Raw genomic sequence first — 25,596 nt, forward strand, 5'->3', positions numbered from 1 at the left:
ACCTATAGTGGCAGAAAAATATGTGCAAACTCTCGAACGTTCGCTGGATGTTCTGGAGGTGCTTGCTCACGCGGAAGAGCCTTTGGGGGTAACAGAAATAGGCAACCGTATTCAGTTGCATAAAAGTACAGTTCATCGTATTTTACAGACATTATGTTACCGAGGTTATGTCGAGAGAACAAAAGGAAACGAACATTATCAATTAGGAATTAAAATTGTAGAACTGGGAATTCGCTTCTTTAATGATCTTGAGATTCGTAAAGTTGCAGGACCTGTTCTTAATGATTTAGCAAAATTATTGAATGAGGTTGTTCATTTAGTACTACCTGACGATGGTGAGATCGTATATATTGACAAAGCTGAAAGTTCTCATGTTGTAAGTATGCACTCTAAGGTAGGGCGAAGAGCACCTATGCATTGTACGGCTGTGGGTAAGGCTATTCTTTCTACACTGCCCGAGGAGGAGGTTCGACACATCTTAGAGGTCAAAGGAATGACTCGTTATACGCCGAATACAATTGTTGATCCGGAAGTTTTATTTAGGGAGCTGCAGTCAATTAAGGAAAGTAAAATTTCTGTTGAGAAGGAAGAAAATGAGATCGGAATCATTTGTTTGGGAACACCTGTTTTTGATTATTCGGGACGAGCCATTGGAGCAATCAGCGTTTCAGGCCCTGCCAGCAGAATACAGGAAAAGGGTATCGAGCGAATTGGACAGGAAATGAAAAAAGCCGGCGAAGAAGTTTCTGCAAAATTGGGATTTAACTATTTCCAAAAACTATAACAACTTTTCTGATTTGACATTTAAACGAACTTTTCAGAAATTTGCTCTTGACGATTTTAAACCTCAGGTAGATAATAGAGTCATAAAATTGTGAAACATGGTTTCACTTGTAAAAACATGTGGCCAAGTCCTAGAGAAATCTAAACGAGCAAAGGGTGTTGTGTTGCAAGTATCAGTCTATCCGTCATGTGGTCTGATAATCTGGCAGAGAAGGGGGAAATATCAGTGGGGGTTTTGACAGAAGTATACGAAATGTTAAACACGTGTAACAAGTGTGGTGGCTGCCATACAGCCTGTAAGACCTATAAATTGACTGGTCAGGAAACAATGGTTGCACGCGGAAGAATTCAACTCATCAAAGCTGTTGCCGACGGGAAATTAGAGCCTAATCAAGAGTATGAAGATGCTATCATGAGCTGTCTGTTGTGTGGTGAGTGTGCAGTAGCTTGCGCAAACGGTGTACGAGGCAATGAGCTTGTCATGGCAGCGCGTCGAGACTTGAAATTAAGAAAAGGAATTAAGCCATTTGCAAAGTCTTTCGCTTTAAAAACATTAGCAAGTCCGAAGAGGTTGGGAATGGGATTCAGTCTTTTCGGAGGAATGGGCAAAAGTGTTCTTAATAAAATCGATGGAATGGACTATTTCCGCGGTATTGATATTCGCAACTTCCCAACAGCAAAAAAACCATTTTTGGAGCAGGTTCCGGAGAGAATTACGGTGCAGCATCCGAAACACAAAGTCGGATTTTATGTGGGCTGTTTCCTGAATTACTCGTTAGATCAAACTGCTCATTCTGTTGTTAAAGTGCTAACGAAAAATGACTGTGATGTTATTATTCCTAAAGATCAAGTGTGCTGCGGCCTTCCGCAATATGCTTATGGCGACTTTGAAACAGCGAAGAAAAATGCCCGTAAAACTATTGATACATTTTTAGATAAATATAAAGATGCCGAAGTTGTTCTTTCAGCATGTGCGTCCTGCGCTTCAATGCTCAAGCACGACTATCTAAAGCTCTTTGCTGATGAACCATCATATCTTCCGAAAGTTGAATTATTTTGTGAAAAAGTGGTTGAGTTTTCAGAATATATGGCGAAAATTGGTGTCGATCAAAGCCAACTTCATAATTCAAGCCCTGTCAGAGTTACCTATCATGATCCTTGCCACATGATCCGGGGCCTCAAGGTGACAAAACAGCCTCGGCAATTGCTGCAAATGATTCCACGGGTTGAATTTAAGGAAATGTTTGAAGCAGGCCGCTGCTGCGGAGCTGCCGGTTTAATACAAGCTTTCTATCATGAGGTATCAACCAATATCACGGATCAGAAGGTAGAAAACATCAAAGATACGAATGCAGATTTGGTGGCTACAAGTTGCCCTGCTTGCATGTTGCGACTTCAAGGCGGCATAAATAAAGCCGGTCAAAAACAAAAAGTTATGCATGTTGCCGATTTAATGGCCAACGCTTACAAAGACTAATTAACCAAAAGAATCACATTGACTTTGTATATTTGCGGAACATGCTGACCGCAAGTTCTAGTAAATTAGTGGAAGGGCGGGTAGTCATGAGTAACGTCAATATCAGTAAGCTGAAGGCGATTGTCGGTGATAATAATGTCATTGATTCGCCTTCCGAAATGGCAAAATACCTAAAAGGTCAAGGTAAGCCTGCAGTCGTTGTCTTACCAGGAAATACTTCAGAAGTTTCGAGCATCGTTAAACTAGCCAATGAGCAAAATGTAAAAATAGCAGTAGGCGGGACAGTCGCCGGGACCAAGGGCCTTAATGGCGGAATTGCGATGGTTATGTCCAGGATGAACCGTATTTTAGAAATGGATCATCTAAACCTTGTAGCTCACGTCGAACCAGGACTTCTTCATAAGGAATTTCTGCTTAAGGTTGGGGAAGCCGGCTTAAACTTTCCTCCTGAGCCCTATGAAGTCGAAACCAGTTCCATTGGCGGCTGCTTTGCAGTTGGGGATTCAGATTCAAAATCTTTCGAATATGGTCCTACCAGAACGTTCCTTTTGGGATTTGAAATGGTTCTCCCGACAGGGGAGATTCTGGAAATCGGAAATAAATGCATTAAGAACGTTTCAGGTTTAGACTTCATTCACTTCGCTGTGGGAAGCCAAGGAACGTTTGGGATTTTCACCAAACTTTTGGTGAAGCTCCTGCCTGTACAGGAAGCTAAAAGAGCAGTAATTGGCACATTTACATCAATCCACAAGGCTAATGCAACGTTCAATACGTTGATTAAGCGTAATGTACAGCCGACCCGAATGAACCTCCTTAATGCCTCCCTTGCTAAAAATGCCATACCTGGAACTGAGGGGCAACTGGTAATAATTGATTTACAGGGCTTTAAAGAGTCGGGTAAAAATATTGCTAATGAAATTGCTGCAGTTCTCACATTGGGCGGAGGCACTGATGTCAAAATCATTGAGGATGAGGCTGAGTATGATCAAGTGATCAACGGTTGGCTTAAGGTCCGTGCCGATCTCAATGGGAAACCGGAGCGAATCTTGGAGTTTCTGGTTGGCCCGGCGAAAATGCCCCAAGCCTTAACTCAGCTTGAAGCAATTACGGGAGATTTAGGGGCTTACCCCGGTGTAGTTGTCGAAGGACTTCTCGGATATGTTTGTTTGGCTCTGCCCGAGGGAACCGATAAACTTGCTTTAGCCGCTAAAGTGAATAAACTGGCAATGTCCCTGGGCGGAAATATAAAGGGCCTCTTGGGTCACAAGCTCAAAGCTGAAGCTTATAATGATGCGGAAATGTGGCAGCAAACCATAGGTTTGCTTCGGGAACTGCGTCAACAATTTGACCCCAAAGGGATTCTCAGTCCTGGGGTAAGTCTAGAGGCTTAAGAAGAAGGAGGTCTGAATATGTTAAGCCAAACAGTTGTTAATCGGTTGAAGGAGATCGTTGGAGAAAAAAACGTAGTTACAGACAAAGTCGGCTTGTTGACCTATGGCTATGACGGCACGTTATTATCTGGTGAGGCTTTAGGAGTCGTTTCTCCTCATACGACTGAAGAAGTTGTTGAAATCGTCAAATTGATGAACGAGCATAATATTAAACTTGTGCCTCGGGGTGCTGGGACGAATGAAAGTGGCGGAACAATTCCAACTCAAGATTCTGTGGTCATTAGTTTTACTAAAATGACTAAAATTCATGAAATAGATACTGAAAACTTTGTGGCAGTTGTTGAGCCTGGAGTAATCAACTTTGACCTTCAAGTCGAACTCGAAAAGAGAAACTGCTATTTTCCTCCCGATCCGTCGTCCTATAAAGCTTCAACAATCGGAGGGAACGTTGGTGAATGTTCCGGCGGACCGAAATGTTTTAAGTACGGGGTTACCCGGGATTATATTCTGGGTTTGGAAGTCGTTCTCCCCAATGGCAAAGTTATTCAAACGGGTGGGCGTAATTTCCAAAGTGAGCCAGCCTATGATTTAACTCGAATTATTGTTGGCGCGGAAGGAACCTTGGGATTAGTTACCAAAGTCTTCGTCCGTATTATACCCTTGCCCAGAGCCAAGAAAACAATGCTGGCAATTTACGACAAGGTTGAAGATGCTTCGCAAACTGTTGCTGATATAGTTGCTGCCGGTATTATTCCTACTACTTTGGAATTGATGGATAATTTGCTTATCAATACGACTGAGGATTTTAGCCATGCCGGGCTCCCCCGTGACGCCGGGGCTGTTCTCATTATTGAGGTTGACGGATATCCCGAAGATATGGATCCTCAAGTTAAGACAATCAGTGAGATTTGCAATAAAATTGCCAAAGAGTTTAAAATTGCTCAATCGGCAGCTGAAGTTGATCAAATTTGGACTTCCCGTCGCTGTGCTTTCGGATCTGTTGCTCGCGTTAGACCGTCATATGGCGTTAATGATATTACGGTTCCGAGGAGTAATTTCCCCAAAGCTATTGAGGGAGTTATCAAAGTTACCAAAGATTATGGTGTCACTATTGGGGTTGTGGCTCATGCCGGCGACGGAAATCTACATCCTCTCGTTCTTTTCGATCAACGGAATAAAGAGGAAGTTGAAACCGTTCATGCTGCAGAAAAGGCACTTTGTATGATGGCTCTTGATCTTGATGGTACAGTAAGTGGAGAGCATGGAATTGGGCTCGTTAAGAAGAAGTATCTCGATTCGGAGTTTACGCCTGCTGCTATGGAAGCCTTTAGAAAGATTAAGAGAAGCTTTGACCCAAGCAATCGCTTTAACCCAGGAAAGGTCTTTGAATTATAAGGGCCTTAGGAAGGGTATTCAACAACTTAATAGGTAGTCTTAAGATAATTCGCAATTATAGAATTATGATAGAACTTTGGTGAAAGCAGGATGTTGGTCAAAAAATTCTAACGCCTGCTTTCATATTTACTAAGAACATTCCAATAGTGATATATTAACCTGAGAAGGGCTAATTCCTAAAAGTAAAAGAATAAAACCCTGTTTCATTCCATAAATTAATTTTATTGTAAGTCATGGCGAGAGAGCTAATTAAATGGTTGACTAATCTGGAGATACGTACGATAATGAAATAGGGATAATAATGAAACCAAGTTTTGAAGAATGAAACGAATCTAATAACGATTGAACCCAAAGACATTGCTTATTTGAAGTACTATACATAGCGAGCCCTGATGCCAGTAACGTAACTGCGGAGAAGGGAGGGACTTCGATAAGTTTAATTGAGCAGCTATTCCAGTCTGGGTTTCGATGGTTGGTCTGAGATTCTCTTGTGCATGGCAGAGATAACCGTGGTTAATTTTCTTCGTTAATCTTTCCTGGATAATCTGGGAATCAATAATAAATTATATTTATTAGGGGGTATAAAACGTTATGGCTATCATGAGATCAATTCTGTATATTCCTGGTAACAACCCAAAAATGGTGGCAAAGGCTCCGGAGTTTGTTGCTGACATCATTACTCTTGACCTCGAAGATTCCGTACCACCTGCTGAAAAAGAAGCTGCCCGGAAATTAGTTGCTGAAAACCTCAAATATGCTGGCTCCAACGGAGCACAAGTATTTGTTCGTATTAACAACTGGGAAACTGAATTAACCAATGATGACCTCGAAGCTATCGTTTATGAAGGACTTGCAGGCGTAACCTTAGCTAAAACCGGATGCGCTGCAGACGTTCAACGTCTCGATTGGAAACTTGAAGAACTCGAGCGTCGTCGTGGATTAGAAGTAGGAAGCGTGAAAATCTCCATGCTTCTGGAAACTGCTAAAGGAATTATACATGCTGCAGAATGCTGCTTAGCAAGTAAACGTAATGTTAATGCTATCTTCGGTGCTGTAGACTATTGCCGTGATATGCGCGTAAAATTGACCAATGAATCCGTTGAGCAACAATATGCTCGGGCTCACATGGCTGTTGCCTGCCGCGCAGCAGGAATCGTCGCTATCGACGCTCCTTTCGTAGATTTCAAAAATATCGAAGCCTTTGAGAAAAACGTTGCCGAAGGCCGTCAAATGGGTTATGAAGGCCGCATGATTATCCACCCAGGACAAATCGAACCTTCCAACCGTATGTATGCACCGGATCCGGCTGACGTAGAATGGGCACGCGGTGTTGTAAAAGTCTTCGAAGAAGAAGGAATTGCCAAAGGCAAAGCTTCCGTTTCTTACAATAACAAAATGGTTGATACCCCGGTTTATCTCAATGCTAAAGATATCTTAGCAGCTCAAGCCGAGATCGACGCCAAAAACGCATCCAAAAAAGCCTAAGGTAAGTGAAGCCTGGTCACTTATTTGAGTGGCCAGGCTTTTTCTTACAAGTTATTTATTATAAATTGCATGCAACAACGACTTCGCTTTCGCTAAGGCTCGGAGAAGCCGGTTTTTCTTTATACTATCAGAAAGTATAGTCTACGGTTGATACTTTCCTTTAGCATAAATGCAGCTAACCTGTTCCTCCTGCGCCAGTTAAGTTTTGTTATAAAAAATAATCTTATGTTGAAAGGATTGGTGTAGATATGGGCCTTCGTGAAGATGCTCTCGCTCTCCATAAAGACAATAAAGGCAAAATTGCTGTTGTAAGTAAAGTGCCTGTTCGTAATGGAGAAGATTTAAGTCTCGCATATTCCCCAGGAGTCGCTGAACCCTGCTTGGAAATTGCTAAAGATCCTGCTGTGGTTAATGTTTATACAAATCGTGAAAATTTAACGGCTGTTGTATCTACTGGTTCTGCAGTTTTAGGCCTGGGAAATATTGGAGCCCGCGCTGCCATGCCGGTTATGGAAGGAAAGGGAATCCTTTTCAAGACCTTCGGCAATGTAGATGCTTTCCCCATTTGCTTAGATACTCAAGACAGTGACAAAGTGGTTGAAGCCGTTAAGCTTCTCGAGCCAACATTTGGTGCTATTAACCTGGAAGATATTAAGGCTCCTGAGTGCTTTTATATCGAAGAAAAACTTAAAGAAATATATGATGGACCGATTTTCCATGATGATCAACACGGAACAGCTGTCGTGACTATGGCTGGATTGGTCAATGCCCTGAAAGTAGTCAAGAAAGAACTGAAGGACGTTAAGATCGTGGCCAATGGCGCAGGCGCAGCTGGCATGGCCATTGTTAAGCTCTTAATGAGCATGGGACTTCAAAATGTCATTATGCTCGATACAAAGGGTACGATATACGAAGGCCGTAAAGAAGGCATGAATAAGTATAAAGAAGAGATTGCTGCTAAGACAAACCGTGAATTACTCAAGGGTAATTTAGCGGATGCCTTAAAAGGCGCTGATGTCTTTATTGGCGTATCTGGTGCAAATCTTGTCACCAAAGAAATGGTAAAATCCATGGCACCGAATCCGATCGTGTTTGCTCAAGCAAATCCTGTTCCGGAAATTTGGCCTGCTGATGCTAAAGAAGCAGGTGCTGCAGTTGTAGGAACAGGCCGTTCTGACTATCCGAACCAAGTCAATAACGTATTAGCTTTCCCTGGGATTTTCCGTGGTGCTATTGATGCCGGTGCTAAAGTGATCAATGAAGAAATGAAAGTTGCAGCGGCTTATGCTATTGCCAGCATCGTCAGTGCCGAAGAACTCAATGCCGATTACGTAATACCTAAGTCCTTTGATTTACGTGTTGGACCTGCCGTTGCTGCTGCTGTTGCTAAAGCAGCTATGGATACGGGAGTTGCAACTCACAAGGTTGATCCGGAGCAAGTTGCAGCTAACCTGCGTAAATATTACGAAAGTAAATAATGCAGGCTTTTTAATAGCGATTTAAATAATGTTAGTACCTTCTAATGGTTCATTAAAATATGAAGAACAAGCGGGATCTGCTCAAAAGCGGGTCCCGCTTTTAAAGTTTAACCAATTGTAAGGCACCAGGCTTTAGCTGAACAAGTTACCTCATTGACCGAACTATAGGCTAACTGATAAGATGGGGAAAATTAAATAATTAGGGGAGGAACTTGCGTGTTTTCGTCAATTGCTTCATTTCTGGAAACTTGGAAAAGAGAATCAGAACTAACCCTGGAAATTTTCAAAGCCTTAACAGATGATTCACTGGATCAAAGAGTCACGAAGGAGGACCGTACTTTAGGACGATTGGCATGGCACATAGCCATAACAATCCTTGAGATGATGTCTAAGACGGGGTTGGTATTTGAAGGATTTCTGGAAGATGCTCCGGTACCAAGCTCAGTTAAAGATATTATAAACTATTATGAAAATGCAAGTGAGAGCATGAAAATGGGAATTATACATCAGTGGAATGATCAAACGCTCTTAGAAGACCGTAACATGTATGGGGAGAGTTGGACAATTGCCATGATTTTAAACGTTCTTGTTAATCACCAGATCCATCACCGCGGGCAAATGACCGTTTTGATGAGGCAAGCAGGTTTAAAAGTACCGGGTATTTACGGCCCTGCGCGGGAGGATTGGTGTAAATTCGGCATGGAGCCTCCCTTAATATAAAGAGAAAAGAAGTTTAATTTTCATAAAACAAAGATTTATAACATCATTAAAGGACAATAGCATTAAGTCTAAATTCAGGATGGGTTAAGCAAGGAGTTGAGGATGATGTCAAAAATGCTGGATCAGGAGAAGAAAACAGTAAGAACAATGCTTAGACTCTATTGTAAAGATCATCATCATACTCAAGAGGGCCTCTGTCCGGAATGTCAAGAGCTTGAGAGATATGCTATGACTCGTCTGGACCACTGCAGGTTTGGAGATCAAAAAACATCCTGCGGGAAATGCCCCGTACATTGCTATAAACCGGATATGCGAGAAAGAATGATTGAGATTATGCGTTATGCAGGACCTAAGATGGTGTTTTCTCATCCTCTCATGGCCTTCAGGCATTTAATCACCGGTATTAAAAAGCCGTCAAAATGAGCTTTCGCTGCGTTTCATGAGCATAGAACGACTATACTTACCGTAAAAAAAGAACATAACTATAGAGATCGCCATGAATGTGAGAGCAAGAATCCAAACGTAGGATCCTCCCCCGTGGTCAAAAAACACACCACCAAGGAAAGGACCTATCATGCGTCCGCCGGCAGAAGCCCCTCCAACAATACCCTGATATGCGCCGGTCTTTCCCTGCGGGGCGAGTTGAGCAGAGGCTGCAGGAACTGCCGGTAAAATTAACATTTCGCCAAGCGTTAAGATGAGCATCGCGATAATATAGGATATATAGGGCAGTCTCGCCCAAATAATAATGAAACCAATCGATAAAAGTATCGCCGAAAGATAAAACTGTCGCTGAAAGGATTGAGCATAAGTTCTAATCACCCAATTAATGAGGGGTTGTAATGTAACGATAAAAATACCATTCAGTGTCCAAAGAATGCTGTAAGAAAAAAGGGAAAAACCTAATTGATTCATGACCACAGGCAAAATAGATACAAGTTGGATGTAAGCTCCCCAGACAAAGAAAATACCTCCTCCTAAGGTAAGGAGCACTTTAAAGCCACGATCTTTATACAAACTTCCCGAGCGACGTTTTGCAGGTGTCGAGAAAGTAGATATCTTATGCTCTGAAATCCCAAAGGACACGAGAAGAAAGTAAATGAAAAAGGCTGAGGCATTTAAGGAAAAAGTAAGCCGGAATGATACTTGAGCGATTATCCCTCCAATTGCTGTACCGATTGCTACGCCGGCGTTGTTAGAAACATACAGCATATTAAAACCGCGTCTCCCGCCTTCAGGCCAGGCGGCATGAATGAGCGCATTTAACGGGACCAAAATAAATGCTTGGGCTAAGCCAAAAAGGACAAATCCGGGCATATAAACTCCCCAGACAGGGAAAATCCCGATAGATCCTATGGATAAAACAGCACCTACAAGACCGATAATCATTATTTTTTTAGAACCAAAGCGATCTGCTAAAAACCCGCTTAAGAATTGTCCCAGCAAAGAGGCTGCTGACTGGAGGGCTAAGAGGCTGCCTGCCTCTGTTAGAGTACGACCCAAAATATTATGCATAAAAAGGCTATTTAAAGGCCACATCAGAGAATTTCCAATGGATTGGATGAATCCTCCGATAATTAAGATCACAACGGCTTGGGGAATATCCGGACGTTTAAACCTCAAATGAAAAACCACCTTCTAAGAGCTAGTAGGTAAATACTTCGACAAACGAATAAAAAACCCTTTACTCGGAACTCTCGAGTAGGCTATCCTCCCTTAACTATCAGAAATTATATTATCGTATTGGAAATATTGAGAATAGGATATAATAAAGGAAAGATGTCCATTTTATGTAAGGGAGTGATAGGATTGTTTAAAAAAATTCTCGTCCCTACGGATGCCTCTGAATTTTCGCGGCGTGCTCTGAAGGCTGCCATAGACTTAGCTCAAACTGTTCAGGCTGAGATCGAACTTCTACATGTTAATTTTACCCCCCAGGCTTTTTGGGGGTATACGATTTCATATGGTATTACGGTAACTCAGGATCAATTGGACAAAAGTGGAGACTTGGCTCTCGAAGCAACTCTGACGGGTATCGATACTTTAAATGTTGTAATCAAGAAGACGCTGAAATCAGGTCACCCCGTAACGGTGATTCTCGATGAGATTAAAAACGAACAAATCGATTTGATAATCATGGGGAGTCATGGTTATGGGGCGATCACTGGGTCAGTATTAGGAAGTGTTAGTCAACGGGTGCTCCAAAGAGCTGGATGTCCAGTTCTGATCATTAAGTAGAATTTAGGAAGTATTGTGAACCTTTGGTGCAAATTGTGCTGCAATTCCATGATTTATAGCGAGCAAGAAAGACAAAATCCCTGCATTCATGGCAGGGATTTTTAGTCTAAGAGCGAATAGCAGAATTGGAGAAGTAATTACACAGTTCTTGGGCAACTAACTAACGATTTGGAGGTGCCAAGCGGGGTCCTTTTGTAAGAAAGGGTTTATCGCTTTACGTTCATGAAAGAGCATAATATTTGGCTGAGTCAAGAAGAACTCCAAAGGATGTTGCATGGCTCCTTACATTGGGCGGATATTGCATCACGCACGTCGACGTCTCGGATTGGAATGCGAAGGTCAGAAGAACCAGCTTGGGAGCCAAGACCTGTTCCTGAAGAACCGGCTCAATTTCTGGAACCAAAAGTTATTTATAACACCGATGACAATAAGGCCTTAGAAGGTCAGCCTGTTGTTTGGCTGCTTGGCAGTATTGGCTTGTTAACGTTGTCATCTTGGTTTTATTTTGTCTTGTTTTCGAAATAATTGTAAACAATGAAGCTTATCTAAAGACTGTCTATTGACGGTCTTTAATTATTTTGCATAACATTAAACTAATAAGTTTACCATTAAGCTTTAAATTTTTAAGAGTTTAAAGTTTTTTAGAAAAATCCTTTGCAAATTTTGAGGAAAATGGGTATCATATAGTTAGAAGGTCAGAGAAGGTCAATGTTTGTGGGGCAGGCTTAGGCAAAGAATATTTGACAAGGAGTACATCAAATATGGGAAATCTTGCGGACCGCATTGAAGAATATCTTAAAAGAATTCTGGAACAAACGCCAGATGGTTATATTATATTACAACGTAGCGAGCTGGCGGGAGAATTTGACTGCGTTCCATCTCAGATTAACTATGTATTGGATACTCGGTTTACCGTTGAACGGGGTTATTTAGTGGAAAGCCGCCGAGGGGGCGGAGGATACTTGCGTATTGTCCGTTTGGGATTAGGCATGGAAGGTCAATATCAACAGATCATGCGTCAATTAATAGGTGAGCAGCTTACACGGGTGCGCTGCAATGGGCTGGTCGAGCGATTGCTTGATGAACAGCTGGTGACGGTTCGCGAAGCGGCTCTAATTAAAGGGATTCTCTCAGGGGGCGCTTTGAGCGGCGAATTTACCGATTGGAATGTACTTCGTGCTCAATTAATGAAGAGTATTTTAACCACGTTGAGCAGGGATGATTTGCTTTAAGGGGGGATTTGATATGCTTTGTCAACAGTGTCAGCAAAGAGAAGCTAAAGTACAGATAATGAAGACAGAAAATGGGGAGACCCGCGAAGTTTATCTTTGTGAAGTTTGTGCAAAACAAACTAAGGAAGTCAGTTTTATTTTTCATCCTGTTATTGTCCCGGAGTTTCTTCAAGCTTTGTTTGGTTTAAATCCCAAATTGCCGGAACAACCATCTGAGAAGGTCTGCCCGAAGTGCGGCATATCTTTCTCCAGAATAACTCAGGCCGGTAAGCTTGGCTGCAGCACTTGTTACGAAACCTTCGAAACACAGCTTGAACCATTGCTTCGCAGGATACATGGCGGAGGGCAAAATGTAGGTAAGGTTCCTGTCAGACGAGGAAGTGCTATTAAAAACCGTTTGGAAGAGCGAAAGCTTAAAGAAAAGCTCCAACTATTAATTCAGCAAGAAAATTTCGAAGAGGCAGCCCTGGTCCGGGATCAAATTCGCGAGATCGAACAGCGCATGGGAGGGGAAAACCATGACACGTAAAGAACTTCTTTTACAAACTAGTGCCTGGATGGCTGAATCGGATTCCCCTGTCGTGATTAGCAGCCGTGTACGGCTGGCCCGTAACCTTGAGAACTATCCTTTCCCTCACGTTTTAAATATTGAAGGGGCAAGTCAGGTCGAACAGATTCTAGCTCAAGCTCTTACAACGATTCAGGCGGATCAGGACCCTTTACAATATATGTCTCTGACGAATCTGACCAGTATTGAGCATCAAGTGCTGATTGAAAAGCATTTAATCAGTCCAAGTTTGGGAGGATCTTCCGGATCAAGCGGGGTAGCTCTTGCCAAGGATCATAAATATGCCGTTATGGTCAATGAAGAAGACCATTTAAGAATTCAAGTTCTGCTCCCGGGAAGACAATTGCTGGAGTGTAATCGTTTAGCAATGACCTTAGATGATGCTCTGGAGGAAAAACTCGATTTTGCTTATCGGGAAAACCAGGGATACCTTACGGCCTGTCCGACCAATGTGGGAACGGGTCTAAGAGCTTCGGTTATGGTCCATTTGCCCGGTTTAGTGATGACTAAACAGGTACAGCAGGTTCTAGGGGCTTTGACGAATTTAGGATTAGCTATCCGAGGATTGTATGGGGAAGGATCTCAAGCCTATGGGCAGATGTTCCAAGTCTCTAATCAGATTACCCTGGGAAAAAGCGAAGAAGATATTCTCACTCATTTAGAAGCAGTGACTGGACAAATTTTGGAACATGAACTTCAGGCCCGTGAATATCTTCGCAGACAGATGCCCTTATTCTTAGAGGATAAAGTTTGGCGGGCCCGGGGAATCCTGAAAAATGCCCGTCTGCTTACTTCTGAGGATGCAATGCAGCTATTATCCCAAGATCGTTTGGGAACAGATATGGGAATATTGCCTAAGAACAAAGAGAGTTTTGCAACGTTGCTTGTCAATACCCGTCCGGGATGTTTGCAATACATTCTTGATCGGGAATTGGATCCCAGTCAGCGAGATGGCGAAAGAGCCTGTTTGATTCGCGAACAGACAACATGATCCAGGCATGAACATGCAGCGAGAAAAACTACAAAAAACTAGAATTTCTATTTTATTGTTAATGAAAGGATGAACGCAATGAAAGGACGCTATACAGAACGCGCAGAAAAGGTTTTAATGATAGCTCAGAGCGAAGCCAAACGCATGGGACACAAGGTTGTAGGTACTGAGCACATTTTGCTGGGGCTTATTCAAGAAGGGGAGGGAATTGCTGCCCAAGCCTTGAAAAATTTGGGCCTGGATCTTGAAAAGGTTCGGACTGTGGTTGAAGAAATCACAGGTGTAGGCCAACCCAATATGGGAGCTGTAGAACTGACACCGCGTGTAAAAAAGGTCTTAGAGTTAGCCAATGAGGAAGCCCATCGCCAGGACGTCAATTATATTGGTACAGAACACCTTCTTTTAGGTCTTATCATGGAAGGAGAGGGAATTGCCGCCCGAATCTTGGCTAATCTAAACGTCAATCCGGAAAGAGTTTGGAAGCAAGTGGTTAAGTTGTTGGGCGGAGAATTAGATGAATCTGCTGTTCCGTCTTCCAACTCGGTTCCAGTCGGCAAAAACGCCGGGCCAGCCAATACCCCTTCCTTAAATGAATTTGGACGGGATCTCACGCAGCAAGCCCGCGAAGGCAGACTGGATCCCGTTATTGGCCGAGAGCAAGAAATAGAACGAGTAATTCAAGTCTTAAGCCGCCGAACAAAAAATAATCCGGCTTTAATTGGCGAGCCGGGGGTAGGAAAGACGGCAATTGCTGAAGGTTTAGCTCAGGGAATTATCAACAATCGAGTACCGGAGATCCTCAGCAATAAGCGGGTAATAACATTGGATCTTTCGGCTATGGTTGCAGGCAGCAAGTATAGGGGCGAGTTTGAAGAACGTTTGAAAAAAGTGATGGATGAAATCCGGGCAGACGGGAATATCATTCTCTTTATTGACGAATTGCATACTCTTATTGGAGCTGGTGCAGCTGAGGGGGCCATTGATGCAGCTAATATTTTAAAACCTGCTTTAGCTCGCGGAGAATTGCAGTGTATAGGTGCTACGACTTTAGAAGAGTATCGTAAATATATTGAGAAAGACTCAGCCCTGGAACGCCGTTTCCAACCTATCACGGTCAGCGAGCCGACGGTGGAGGAAGCAATCTTGATTCTGCGCGGCTTACGAGATCGTTATGAAGCCCACCATAGGGTTAAAATTACCGATGAAGCCATTGAAAGCTCAGTACGGCTGTCTGATCGCTACGTATCAGATCGTTTCCTGCCGGATAAGGCTATTGACTTAATGGATGAGGCTGCGTCAAGAGTTCGGCTTACCAGTTATATTGCACCCCCTGATTTAAAAACCCTTGAAGGGGAAATTGAACGACTGAAGAAGGAAAAAGAGGCTGCTGTTACAGGTCAGGAATTTGAAAAGGCTGCTCAATTAAGAGACCAGGAACACAAACTAAAGGAAGAGCTTGCCATACAACGGGAAGAATGGGAAAGCAAGCGGCAGAAAGAAAACTCTACGGTAACAGAGGATGATATTGCGCAGATTGTAGCCAGCTGGACCGGAATCCCTGTCAAAAAGTTGGCTCAAGCGGAAAGTGAACGGCTTCTGAATCTCGAGGAAATTCTTCACCAGAGGGTTATAGGACAAGACGATGCAGTGACCGCTGTCGCACGGGCAGTTCGACGGGCACGGGCAGGCTTAAAGGACCCTAAACGGCCAATCGGTTCCTTTATTTTCCTTGGCCCCACAGGCGTCGGAAAAACAGAACTTGGTCGTTCCCTGGCGGAAGCTATGTTCGGGGACGAAAAAGCGTTAATTCGCATTGACATGTCGGAATATATGGAGAAACACGCTGTCTCCCGTTTAGTGGGAGCTCCTCCCGGTTATGTGGGACATGACGAAGGCGGACAACTCACCGAAGCGGTTAGAAGAAAGCCTTACAGCGTTGTCTTGTTAGATGAAATTGAAAAGGCGCATCCTGAGGTGTTCAATATTTTGCTTCAAGTTCTCGAGGATGGGCGTTTGACGGATACGAAAGGCAGGACTGTTGATTTCCGCAATACAGTTATTATCATGACCTCCAATGTTGGTTCATCCTTCTTGCGTAAGGAAGCCATGGGCTTTGCTGCTCAGAAAGATGAGAAAACAGAATACAAAAATATGCGCGGTCAGGTCATGGAAGAATTAAAACGTACGTTCCGTCCTGAGTTCCTGAATCGTATCGATGAACTGGTGGTTTTCCATTCTCTGAAGAAAGAGCATCTGGCGAAAATTACGGAAATACTCGCTCTGCAGATGAATAAACGCCTGAAGGAGTATGGCCTGGAACTTCAGATCGATCCAAGTGCCATTGAACTTATTGCCAAAGAAGGCGATGATCCGACCTTTGGAGCACGACCCTTACGCAGGGCAATACAGCGATTAATTGAGGACACATTGTCTGAAAAGATCCTTCAAGGCGAGTTTAAAGTTGGAGACAAAATTTGTGTACGAGCAGATGAGGATAAAATAGTCTTCTCGCAATGCTAATTGATTTATGAGAAACGGGGTTGTAACTTTGATTACAACCCCGTTTTTTTAAACTTCAGCCGGAAACAACTAATAGAGTAGGTTGTGTTTGTGATATGTGCTAATGAAGGGCCCTTCAGCGATTGTTAATGTTCAAAATAAAAAAAACTGTAAAATAGCAACTAAATAAACCAGATTATTGCTAAATGATTATTTAGAAAGTGAACATACTAAAAATTAATAAGGAGGTGTTTTCAATGATCATGAGAGCAATAAGTTTATTCAATAAAATGGGTAAAACTCAAGACTCCATTTTGACAGGATTATTGGGAGGTCTGGTTGGAACTATCTTTATGGATATATCCAATGAAGTAATCTATCGAGCTGGGAAAACGGAAGGCCGTTATGCAACAATGGCAGGTCAGATGTTTGTGAGCCCAATGAGAACGAAGCAAAAAAAGAATTTCATTCTAGGCCAGGTTTTACATTTGGCAACGGGTTCGATTTTTGGCCTTCCATTAATGTACATTTTAAAGAAGACAGGTAAGGACCATTATGTGGCCAAAGGGCTAGTATCATCTATCATAACCTGGGGTGTTTTATATACGGGTGGTCAAAAAGTAGGCTTATATAAAAAGACCCATCTAACAAAATCTCAGTATTCGGCGATGTTCAATAATTTGGTTTATGGAATAACTTCGGCAAAGGCTATGTTAATGATGGCTGATTCGAATGTTTTTGAAAAACGTGATCGTATAAATCCAACAACGTTTGACTCGAAAGGTGATTACCAGTATTTGATCGAAAATGGTATGAGTACGGATCAAAAACAGACCTATTTACATTGATTAACTTTAAAAACGATTGTAGAAATAACCCCGGATAAGACCTGTCATGTGCCAACAGATCTTACCCGGTTTTTTGATTCACTTGCATTTCTGAGCTGATACTATACTTCTCCTTCTCATAAAGCATTATAATAAGAGTAAGATCCAAAAGTGAGAGACGGAATCCATATATTGTATAGGAAACAGTGATACGTTTGAGGTACTCGTGAGCATCCGAAGGGATATGAAATGGGGTTTTTTATGAAAGTTAAGATCATTTATCGTTGTTCAAACTGTGGCAGTGAAAGCCCGAAATGGATGGGGAAATGTCCAAACTGTGAAGAATGGAACACCTTTGAAGAACTTATTAATCAGCCAATCTCAACTCTGGTTTCGACAGCGAAACAGACGAGTTCTGTCAAGAGGTTATCGGAAGTTTCATCCGCTAATAGTGACAGAATTGTTACGAGTATTCTTGAATTTAACCGGGTTCTAGGCGGTGGAATCGTTAAAGACTCGATTATTATACTCACAGCAAGACCGGGAGCCGGAAAGTCAACTTTGTTGTTACAAGTAGCTGACGATGTGGCATCTCAAGGATACAAGGTGCTATATGCATCTGCAGAAGAAAGCGATACACAAATAAAAAATAGAGCAGATCGAATCTTAAAGGGAATTAATAGCAATATTTGGATATACTCTGATACAAGTATGGATCATGTACTTCTGGCAGTCAATGAATTGGATCCGGATTTGGTTATTATCGATAGTATTCAAACCTTTACCCTGGAAGAACACCATTCACGTCCAGGTTCTCCCATTCAGACTATGGGCTGCGCCAATGAACTTTTAAAAGTTGCCAAAAACGATGAACGCCCCAGAGCAGTAATTATGGTTGGTCAGATGACAAAGGACGATGAAATTGCCGGGTTAAGAGCGTTAGAGCACTTAGTTGATGCTGTGTTGATCTTGAATGGGGAAAATGGGGAAGAATTACGGGGAGCCTGGTGTTCGAAAAACAGGTTTGGAAGCACAGGAGAGATTGGCTTTTTCTCCATGACAGAAAAGGGAATGTTATCCATCGACAACCCTTCGGAATTCTTCATGACCCAGAGGGAAGAAGGCCAAACCATATCAGGAAGTGCTTTAGCCGTTATAAAAGAAGGGACACGTCCGATTATCGTGGAAGTTGAAAGCCTTGTTTCAAAATCCTTTACACCCTATCCTTCCAGAATTGCCGAATGTTTAAGGCGGGACCAACTAAATACTCTTGTTTCTATTCTTGAACAGCGTGGTAAGATTAGCCTTTACGATAAAAGTGTTGTGATAAAAACAACAGGAGGTCTTCAACTCAAAGAACAGGCGGTTAATTTAGCAATTATTATATGCATGGTTTCTTCGGTCTTGGATAAAACAATTCCCAATGATACCGTGTTCGTAGCTGATGTAGGGTTGACTGGAGAACTGAAGAAAGTTCCGGCTATTGAAGCGAGGATACGAGAAATTGACCGAATGGGATTCCGACGTGTCTACGTGGCGAGAAATACCGTACGTGATTCTTCTCGCTTTAAGAATCTTGATATAATTGAGCTTAACACGTTATATGATGTCATAGAACATTTAGGGATGAGGACTGGAGGCAGAATTGAACCTTGTACGCCAGAGATTACTTGATAGAGTGTTTAGCATCCTCTGGTAACCAGACTAAAATTATGGTTTCAGAAACCTTTATGGGGCTTTTAACGATAAGTCGGAAACACAATGCGTTCCGGCTTTTTTTTTATGCACTGGAAAATCTTAAAATTATCCTTCTAGTCATAGACATTTAATGATAATATATAATAAGTAGAAAGTTATGACGGAGGGGAGTTTCAATGTCTTTTACCTATTTTGTCAGCTCAGATACCATCGGTCATCAAGACCCGGAATTGGGTAAACGTCTGATGCACAGTTTCTTTTTAAAGCTCTCGGAAGCTGCAGAAAAACCTTCCCATATTGTATTTCTGGAAAAGGGAGTGAACTTGTTACTGCCGGAATTCTCGGCCTTTGATGCTCTGGAGATTTTAGAAAAGGACTGGGGTGTTACTCTCTTGGCTTGTGTGACTTGTCTGGATTATTACGGCATTAAGGATAAAATCAAAGTCGGCAAAGTATCGACTATGCCGGAGATCATAGCTGTCATGCATCAAAGTGCTAAAGTGATACATATCTAGATTTGGTTTAGAGAGATTGAGGAGGGGAAAAGACTAATGGAGAACCGGGAATTATGGACAGCACTGGGTATGGATTTAGAGAAACATGATGATTTTTTGGCTCCGGTACCCGCAATTTTCACGAGCTTATTTTTAGATCGGCCTAATCGCCCCAAAGGAATGGGATATTTTGATGCAGTGGTTGGAGATGTTCATGGAATTCGTGTTCATGAACTCTATGCCATGAAACAGGCCGGCAAAAAAGTGTTCTCAACCTTTTGCGTATATGTTCCGGAGGAAATTATCGTGGCGACGGGGAGTGCCAGCATTGGCCTGTGTGCCGGGGCCCAGTTTACTGTTTCTTCGGGGGAAAAGGTTCTGCCCCGCAATCTTTGCCCTTTGATTAAATCGACAATGGGTTTCAAATTAGACCGCATATGCCCCTATTTCCAAGTTTCTGATTGGGTCATTGGGGAAACTACCTGTGATGGAAAGAAGAAGGCCTGGGAAATTCTCAACAAGTATATTCCTACATACGTTATGGAACTGCCGCAAAAAAAGGAAACCAAGGATGTTTCCCTTTGGGAAGAAGAAGTGCAGGAATTCGCCTCATTTATTGAACGCGAAACAAAGGTAAAATTAACTGCTGAGAATCTTGCTCAGGGGATTGAAACGATTAACAATAAACGCCTTGCCCTACAAAGATTAGCTGACTTAAGAAAACATACTCCGGCACCGATTCACGGTTTGGATGTCCTCTTAATTAATCAGCTCTCTTTCTTTGATGATCCTGTTCGTTTTGCTGCCCAAGTGAATGTCTTGTGCGATGAACTTGATCAGCGAGTCAAAGAAGGTATTGGGGTAGCACCGGCCAATGCCCCAAGGATCTTAGTAACGGGGACTCCCCAGCCTTTACCGGCATGGAAGCTTCACGCTTTAATTGAACAGGCGGGGGCTGTTGTAGTTGGGGAGGAAACCTGCACCGGAGAACGTTATTATAAGGATGTTACTGAACCTGCTGATGATGTCGAAAATATGCTTGCTAATATTGCTAAACGGCCTTTAAAAGTGAATTGCGCTTGCTTTACTCCAAATCAGGGACGATTGGAAGATATTGCGTACATGGCTGAGAACTTAAAAGCGGATGCTGTAATCGATTTCTCGCTTCAATTCTGTCAGCCCTATGGTGTGGAAAGTTATTTTGTGGGCAAAGAAATGGAGAAAAAACAAATTCCATATCTGCGGCTGGAAAGCGACTTTTCTGAAGAAGATCAAGGTCAGCTTTTAACTCGGATTGAAGCTTTATTAGAGATGATTCGTGCATGAAGCAAGCCGGCTTAGATCTCGGCTCAGTGAATACAAAGTTAGTGGTTCTGGAAGATGGAAAACGGGTTTATCAACAGATCATTCCTTCTCGGTTTGACTCGGTACAGGCCGGCATTGCTTTACTTAAAACCTATGTCGCTAAAGAGGGAAAAAAACCCGAGAAACTCGTGGTTACAGGATATGGAAGAGTAAACTTTCCTGAAGGACGGGTAATTACCGAGATTTCTTGTCAGGCCAGAGGGTGTCATCATTATTTTTCAGATAAGGAGTATATGCTTGACCTAGGAGGACAGGATGCCAAAGTCATCAGAAAAAATGGAAATGGCAAAGTTGTTCAGTTTATCATGAATGACAAGTGTGCCGCAGGTACCGGGCGTTTTTTAGATGTCATCCTCAAAGGATTAAACCTGACAGCGGAGGAATTCAGTTCGGCAGCTGAAGCCAGCCCAATGCCTATTAATTCCATGTGTACGGTGTTTGCAGAGTCGGAAGTGATCACAATGCTGGCGAAAGGGATTCCTAAACCTGAAGTTATTGCAGGTCTTTTTAAAAGTACCGCCAAGCGTCTGGCCAATTTTGTCGAGTCCGTGGGGCATCCGGAAACATTGATTTTCACTGGAGGAGGTGCTCACTACGATCTCCTGGTCCGCTTTCTTGAAAAGGAACTAAAGGTAAACCTTGTGATTCCTCCAGAACCTGAACTGACCGCTGCTTTAGGTGCAGCATTGCTTGCCTAGTGCTTTGCGGGCATAAGTAAGGGTAAGGCTTAAGGCTCTAACTAACGGCGAAAAAATGGTTTACCCCCTTGAACTGGTAATTTAAAGACTATAACTTATAAGATTGATTATAGTAATAGGGGCTGTTGCAGATTTAATCTGCAACAGCCCTTTTAGTCTCTGGAGACAATCAGTAAAAACCTTATGCGTAAGATTTAAATAATACGCATAAGGTTTATCTATTATATTTTAATTATTATTATTTAGTAATAAAATTAAACAGGAAGGGAGAGTTGAAATGAAGAGCGAAGAGAGTAAACTATGGCAATGTCAAATGCAAAGTTGTGGGTATATCTATAATCCTGACAGGGGTTGTAAAAAAAGTAAAGTAACTGTGGGTGTGCCCTTTGAGGAACTGCCGGATACATGGAGATGCCCATTATGCGGAGCCAGTAAGAAAGCATTCAAACCCGTATAAGTTTAAGGTTAGAGCATCAAGAAAGATCTAAAGGTTTTATAATCATTCTTCTTGGGGCTGGAGTGTTGGTAGAGATTTTTACTAAGAGGGTATTTCCTTAAGGCCGGGACTTAAAACGCACAATAAATTTTGTGCCGGAAGGAGAAGTTATCACCTCAATTTTAGCATTATGTCTTTCGGCAATATTAAAACAGGTAGACAGGCCGATCCCTGTTCCGCCTTTTTTCGTTGTTTGAAAAGGAGTGCCCAAACGTTCCAGAATTTCCTGACTGATGCCAGATCCTTGGTCTTTTACCTCCAGTACAATACTATCTTTGGTTTGATAGGTCCTTATTGTTAAAGTTCCCTTTGGGCTCATTGCTTCGAGGCCGTTTCTTGTGAGATTAAGGACTAGCTGTCTCATTTCGCGTTCATCTAACATTAGTTCAGGGACATTCTCTGCCTCAAGGACGACATGTTTATCTTGGTTGGTTGCATCAGACATAATTAGAGGGTATAAAGAATCCATTAAGTTGTTGAGTTTAACTGGTGTCCGCAATTTGGCGTTTGTTTTAGCAACAGATAAAAATTCATTAAGAATGCCGTTAGCCCGATCTAACTCGCTGATCATAAGATCGAAATATTCTGCGTTTTCCTGAGAAATGTTTTTACTCTTTAAGAGCTGTAAAAAGCCGCGAACTGTTGTCATGGGATTCCTTACTTCATGGGCAATACTTGTTGCCAGCTCACCAACGAGATTCAATCGATCTAAACGGCCTATTTCTTCTTCGGCAAGCTTGCGTTTGGTAATATCCAGGAGTTGCATTAGAAATAGTTGGGTTCCGTCAATATCTTCAAACGGATGCTGATATACTTCATAAATAACATCTTTAATAATGCACTGCCATTGCAGGGGCCCGTAGGTTTGGGTTTTAGATTCCATATTACAGTCCTTGCAAGGACGATTTCTGTTAAAAAGGAGTTCGAAACATTTCTTATTAGCAGGTTCGCCCTGAATCTCCTTAAACTTATGATTAGCAAAAACAACGTTTCCCTCAGAGGTACGCAGATAAACTAAACCGGGGAGTCCATCTAAAATAGCATGAAGACGTTTTTGCTCATCTGCCAGGGATTTCTCCAAGCACTTCTGATCGGAAATATCCCGAAAATAAACAGAGAGACCTTCCGGAGAAGGGTAAACGTTTACTCTAACCCAGCCGCAGGAAAGTACTGAGAAAGCCTCAAAATAAATATGTTTTTGGGTAAGTTTAGCTTCTGTAAATTTGAGGAAATACAGATCGTCTGATTCAGGGAATATATCCCAGTAGTATTTCCCGAGAATTTTTTCCTTTTTTGAAGATAAGAAAAGCTGGGCGGCGGACCCATTGACATAAACGAATTTCCAGGAATTATCCAGAACATAAAAGTAATCGGATATATTGTGAAAGATGCTGTGGATTCTGATATCCGGTTGATCAGCAGCCTTATTGTTAGGGATGGTACCGTCAGCAGTCGGGCAAGCAATCGCATAAAAAACTCCCTCCGTAGGAATGGGGATCAGCATCCAGGAAAATTGCTGATAGGTGCCATTGGAAAGACAGTAGCGATTCGTTAAGCCATGAATTCGATTTCCCTTCATCACTTCTGTGATCGCTTGGATTGAAGAATTTTGGTCATCAGGATGAACAAATTGCTGGATGATCTCCACTGCTGTTAGTTTTTTTATGGTTTTTTGGGTAATTCCAAGAAGTGTTGGCAGAACTGGATTGCTGTATTGAATCCGTCCATCTAAGGAATTGATAATAAAGACATAATTGAAATTTAAGAAGACTTTTTTCAGCTTAAGAAGCTCCTTTAAGGAAACCTCTGGAATATTTGTATCCAAAGCTAACTCCTTTTCTGCATCTATCGTATCAAATGCCCTTATAACTCTAATATGTACTAATCAATAAATAGTAGTTCTACAAATTAACCTTAATCCCTTTTTAATAACAATTATTTAATATATACATTACCATCAGGGCTGGCGTTAGTATCAATGCTGCTCTATTATAGAATTGATTATAATCTATAGATGTGATATAATAGGTTCCAATAAATGTATTTTGCAATATGGTTAAAATGATAATCTTTCAAGATTATCTAAATATCCTAAATCGCTTAATTCTTTTTAGAAGCGGGGGAACCATTAATCTGGGGTGAATCCTCCAAAGGAATTTTTTCCTGTAAGAGGTAGGGTTACTTTCGACCCGAATCCGTCAGCTAACTTCGTAAGCGTTGAAAGGAAAGAACGATAGGTTAGGCTCTTATTGCCCTGCCTTATTATTCTTTTGCTTTTTCGACTTAGCTGACCCCAGACACTGCGTCTTGGGGTTTTATTTTATTTGAGGGAGGATATTATAGATGTTAAATTACGAACTGACCGAAGGGAAAACGCTTGTTACTTTGAGCAAGGCTGCCGAAAAGAACAGTTTCATAAATCCTGAATTATACAGCAAATACCAAGTTAAACGAGGGCTTAGGGATCTTGACGGAAGAGGTGTCCTCGTCGGTTTAACCGAAATTGGTGAAGTACACTCATATATCCTGGACGAAGGTGAAATTATACAAGTTCCAGGCCGATTACTTTATCGTGGCTATGATATTTCCGATATGGTCAATGGATTCACACGAGACGGCCGATTTGGCTTCGAAGAGACTGCCTTTTTATTGCTTTTTGGCCATCTTCCTGACCAGAAAGGTCTAGAGGATTTCAAACGGATTCTGGCTGGTTATCAGAAGCTGCCGGAAGATTTTGCCCGCGATTTTATTATGAAGGCACCCAGTAAAGACATTATGAATGCTCTTGCGAGAAGCGTTCTTGCCTTATATTCTTTTGACGATAACCCCGACGATCCTTCCATCAGCAATGTTTTAAAACAATGCTTGCTGCTAATAGCCTGTTTTCCATCCTTAGCGGTGTATGCTTATCAAGCCTTATCCCATTACCACAGCAATCAAAGTCTCTTTATTCACAGTCCGCGTCCGGAGTTAAGCACAGCAGAGAACATTCTGACAATGCTGAGACCGGACAGCAAGTACACCAGACTTGAAGCTGCGCTCCTGGATCTCGCTCTGGTGCTGCATGCTGAACATGGCGGGGGAAATAATTCGACCTTTGTTACTCATGTCGTGACTTCTACCGGCACAGATACCTATTCGGCGATGTCGGCAGCTATAGGTGCTCTCAAAGGGCCGCGTCATGGCGGAGCTAATATTAAAGTAATCAAGATGTTTGAAGATATCAAGAATCAACTCAAGGATTGGAATGATGATGAAGAAATTGAGCAATATCTAACTCGGATTTTGACAAAAGATGCCTTTGACCGGTCCGGCTTGATCTATGGGATAGGCCACGCCGTTTACTCCATTTCAGATCCGAGAGCTGTTATTCTTAAAGATTATGCAGCTAAACTGGCCCAGGAAAAAGGACTGGATGATGAATTTAAACTCTACACATCAGTAGAAAGGTTAGCTCCTCAAGTAATCGCTAAGTTTAATAGGATGTATAAAACAGTCAGTGCCAATATCGATTTTTACTCCGGATTCGTATATAAAATGCTCAATATTCCTGTTGAAATGTATACACCTATGTTTGCTATTGCTCGAATCGCAGGCTGGAGTGCCCATCGTATTGAGGAAATTGTTAATGCCGGGAAAATTATCCGGCCGGCTTATAAAAGTGTGGCGCGAAAACAAAAGTACCTTGATTTGATTGAGAGAAATTAGTCCCTTTAATATAGAAGTTATTCTCATTTATACAGAACTAAATATGCATTAAT

At 42.1% G+C, this 25,596-nt stretch carries 23 protein-coding genes and 1 riboswitch; of the genes, 21 read left to right on the plus strand and 2 right to left on the minus strand.

Going from position 1 to position 25,596, the window contains the following annotated elements; genetic code table 11:
- Positions 1-7: 7 nt before the first annotated feature.
- From ACPUYX_RS06655 to ACPUYX_RS06690, 8 genes are all read left to right on the plus strand, one after another.
- Positions 8-784, plus strand: a complete 777-nt coding sequence (locus ACPUYX_RS06655; protein WP_088224725.1) for an IclR family transcriptional regulator — start codon at positions 8-10, stop codon at positions 782-784.
- Positions 785-1,009: 225 nt separating this feature from the next.
- Complete coding sequence (locus ACPUYX_RS06660; protein ID WP_426378952.1) at positions 1,010-2,260, plus strand: (Fe-S)-binding protein; 1,251 nt, start codon at positions 1,010-1,012, stop codon at positions 2,258-2,260.
- An 86-nt stretch (positions 2,261-2,346) separates the two neighbouring features.
- The gene (locus ACPUYX_RS06665) at positions 2,347-3,651 is read left to right on the plus strand and encodes an FAD-binding oxidoreductase (RefSeq protein WP_426378953.1); all 1,305 of its coding nucleotides are present in this window, start codon (positions 2,347-2,349) and stop codon (positions 3,649-3,651) included.
- An 18-nt stretch (positions 3,652-3,669) separates the two neighbouring features.
- Positions 3,670-5,046 (plus strand): FAD-binding oxidoreductase, encoded by a 1,377-nt coding sequence (locus ACPUYX_RS06670; protein WP_426378954.1) that lies wholly within the window; start codon positions 3,670-3,672, stop codon positions 5,044-5,046.
- Between the two features lie 591 nt (positions 5,047-5,637).
- Entirely contained in the window at positions 5,638-6,531 is an 894-nt protein-coding gene (locus ACPUYX_RS06675) for an HpcH/HpaI aldolase/citrate lyase family protein (RefSeq protein WP_088224729.1), read from the plus strand.
- A gap of 248 nt (positions 6,532-6,779) precedes the next feature.
- Positions 6,780-8,009: an NAD(P)-dependent malic enzyme gene (locus tag ACPUYX_RS06680; protein ID WP_088224730.1), complete on the plus strand. Its 1,230-nt coding sequence runs from the start codon at positions 6,780-6,782 to the stop codon at positions 8,007-8,009.
- Between the two features lie 216 nt (positions 8,010-8,225).
- Entirely contained in the window at positions 8,226-8,729 is a 504-nt protein-coding gene (locus ACPUYX_RS06685; protein WP_426378955.1) for a DinB family protein, read from the plus strand.
- A gap of 102 nt (positions 8,730-8,831) precedes the next feature.
- On the plus strand, positions 8,832-9,152 hold the full coding sequence (locus ACPUYX_RS06690) for a nitrous oxide-stimulated promoter family protein (RefSeq protein ID WP_426378956.1): 321 nt from the start codon (positions 8,832-8,834) through the stop codon (positions 9,150-9,152).
- On the opposite strand, the gene ACPUYX_RS06695 is transcribed toward ACPUYX_RS06690, so the two are convergent.
- Positions 9,144-10,352 carry an MDR family MFS transporter gene (locus ACPUYX_RS06695; protein ID WP_426378957.1) on the minus strand — a complete coding sequence of 403 codons (1,209 nt, stop codon included), beginning with the start codon at positions 10,350-10,352 and terminating at the stop codon, positions 9,144-9,146. The genes ACPUYX_RS06690 and ACPUYX_RS06695 overlap by 9 nt on opposite strands.
- A gap of 186 nt (positions 10,353-10,538) precedes the next feature.
- Between ACPUYX_RS06695 and ACPUYX_RS06700 the strand changes: the two genes are divergently transcribed.
- The 12 genes from ACPUYX_RS06700 to ACPUYX_RS06755 all read left to right on the plus strand — a co-directional run bounded on the left by ACPUYX_RS06700 (position 10,539) and on the right by ACPUYX_RS06755 (position 21,796).
- Entirely contained in the window at positions 10,539-10,967 is a 429-nt protein-coding gene (locus ACPUYX_RS06700; RefSeq protein WP_426378958.1) for a universal stress protein, read from the plus strand.
- Positions 10,968-11,189: 222 nt separating this feature from the next.
- Positions 11,190-11,492: a hypothetical protein gene (locus ACPUYX_RS06705; protein WP_426378959.1), complete on the plus strand. Its 303-nt coding sequence runs from the start codon at positions 11,190-11,192 to the stop codon at positions 11,490-11,492.
- Between the two features lie 236 nt (positions 11,493-11,728).
- On the plus strand, positions 11,729-12,199 hold the full coding sequence (locus ACPUYX_RS06710) for a CtsR family transcriptional regulator (protein ID WP_088224739.1): 471 nt from the start codon (positions 11,729-11,731) through the stop codon (positions 12,197-12,199).
- Between the two features lie 13 nt (positions 12,200-12,212).
- Complete coding sequence (locus ACPUYX_RS06715) at positions 12,213-12,728, plus strand: UvrB/UvrC motif-containing protein (RefSeq protein ID WP_426378960.1); 516 nt, start codon at positions 12,213-12,215, stop codon at positions 12,726-12,728.
- Positions 12,718-13,758 carry a protein arginine kinase gene (locus ACPUYX_RS06720; RefSeq protein ID WP_426378961.1) on the plus strand — a complete coding sequence of 347 codons (1,041 nt, stop codon included), beginning with the start codon at positions 12,718-12,720 and terminating at the stop codon, positions 13,756-13,758. Before ACPUYX_RS06715 ends, ACPUYX_RS06720 begins: the two co-directional genes overlap by 11 nt.
- Before the next feature lie 78 nt (positions 13,759-13,836).
- Positions 13,837-16,278 (plus strand): ATP-dependent Clp protease ATP-binding subunit, encoded by a 2,442-nt coding sequence (locus ACPUYX_RS06725; RefSeq protein ID WP_426378962.1) that lies wholly within the window; start codon positions 13,837-13,839, stop codon positions 16,276-16,278.
- Between the two features lie 236 nt (positions 16,279-16,514).
- Complete coding sequence (locus ACPUYX_RS06730) at positions 16,515-17,105, plus strand: DUF6789 family protein (protein ID WP_426378963.1); 591 nt, start codon at positions 16,515-16,517, stop codon at positions 17,103-17,105.
- A 240-nt stretch (positions 17,106-17,345) separates the two neighbouring features.
- A complete protein-coding gene (gene radA / locus ACPUYX_RS06735; protein ID WP_426378964.1) occupies positions 17,346-18,758 on the plus strand; it encodes a DNA repair protein RadA in 1,413 nt (470 codons plus the stop codon).
- 200 nt (positions 18,759-18,958) lie between these two features.
- Positions 18,959-19,297, plus strand: coding sequence for a DsrE family protein (locus ACPUYX_RS06740; RefSeq protein WP_426378965.1), 339 nt, complete (start codon positions 18,959-18,961; stop codon positions 19,295-19,297).
- A gap of 36 nt (positions 19,298-19,333) precedes the next feature.
- On the plus strand, positions 19,334-20,602 hold the full coding sequence (locus tag ACPUYX_RS06745; protein ID WP_426378966.1) for a double-cubane-cluster-containing anaerobic reductase: 1,269 nt from the start codon (positions 19,334-19,336) through the stop codon (positions 20,600-20,602).
- Positions 20,599-21,339: an acyl-CoA dehydratase activase gene (locus tag ACPUYX_RS06750; protein ID WP_426378968.1), complete on the plus strand. Its 741-nt coding sequence runs from the start codon at positions 20,599-20,601 to the stop codon at positions 21,337-21,339. Before ACPUYX_RS06745 ends, ACPUYX_RS06750 begins: the two co-directional genes overlap by 4 nt.
- 277 nt (positions 21,340-21,616) lie before the next feature.
- Positions 21,617-21,796, plus strand: coding sequence for a rubredoxin (locus ACPUYX_RS06755; protein WP_426378970.1), 180 nt, complete (start codon positions 21,617-21,619; stop codon positions 21,794-21,796).
- Positions 21,797-21,893: 97 nt separating this feature from the next.
- Here the strand turns inward: ACPUYX_RS06755 and ACPUYX_RS06760 are convergent, their stop codons facing one another.
- Positions 21,894-23,660, minus strand: a complete 1,767-nt coding sequence (locus ACPUYX_RS06760; protein WP_426378971.1) for an ATP-binding protein — start codon at positions 23,658-23,660, stop codon at positions 21,894-21,896.
- A 262-nt stretch (positions 23,661-23,922) separates the two neighbouring features.
- Positions 23,923-24,067, plus strand: a riboswitch (cyclic di-AMP (ydaO/yuaA leader).
- A 111-nt stretch (positions 24,068-24,178) separates the two neighbouring features.
- Between ACPUYX_RS06760 and ACPUYX_RS06765 the strand changes: the two genes are divergently transcribed.
- Entirely contained in the window at positions 24,179-25,543 is a 1,365-nt protein-coding gene (locus tag ACPUYX_RS06765) for a citrate/2-methylcitrate synthase (RefSeq protein ID WP_426378973.1), read from the plus strand.
- Positions 25,544-25,596: the final 53 nt, after the last annotated feature.

It is taken from the genome of Desulfosporosinus sp. SYSU MS00001, from assembly GCF_049943955.1.
In the GTDB taxonomy this organism is placed as follows: domain Bacteria; phylum Bacillota; class Desulfitobacteriia; order Desulfitobacteriales; family Desulfitobacteriaceae; genus Desulfosporosinus.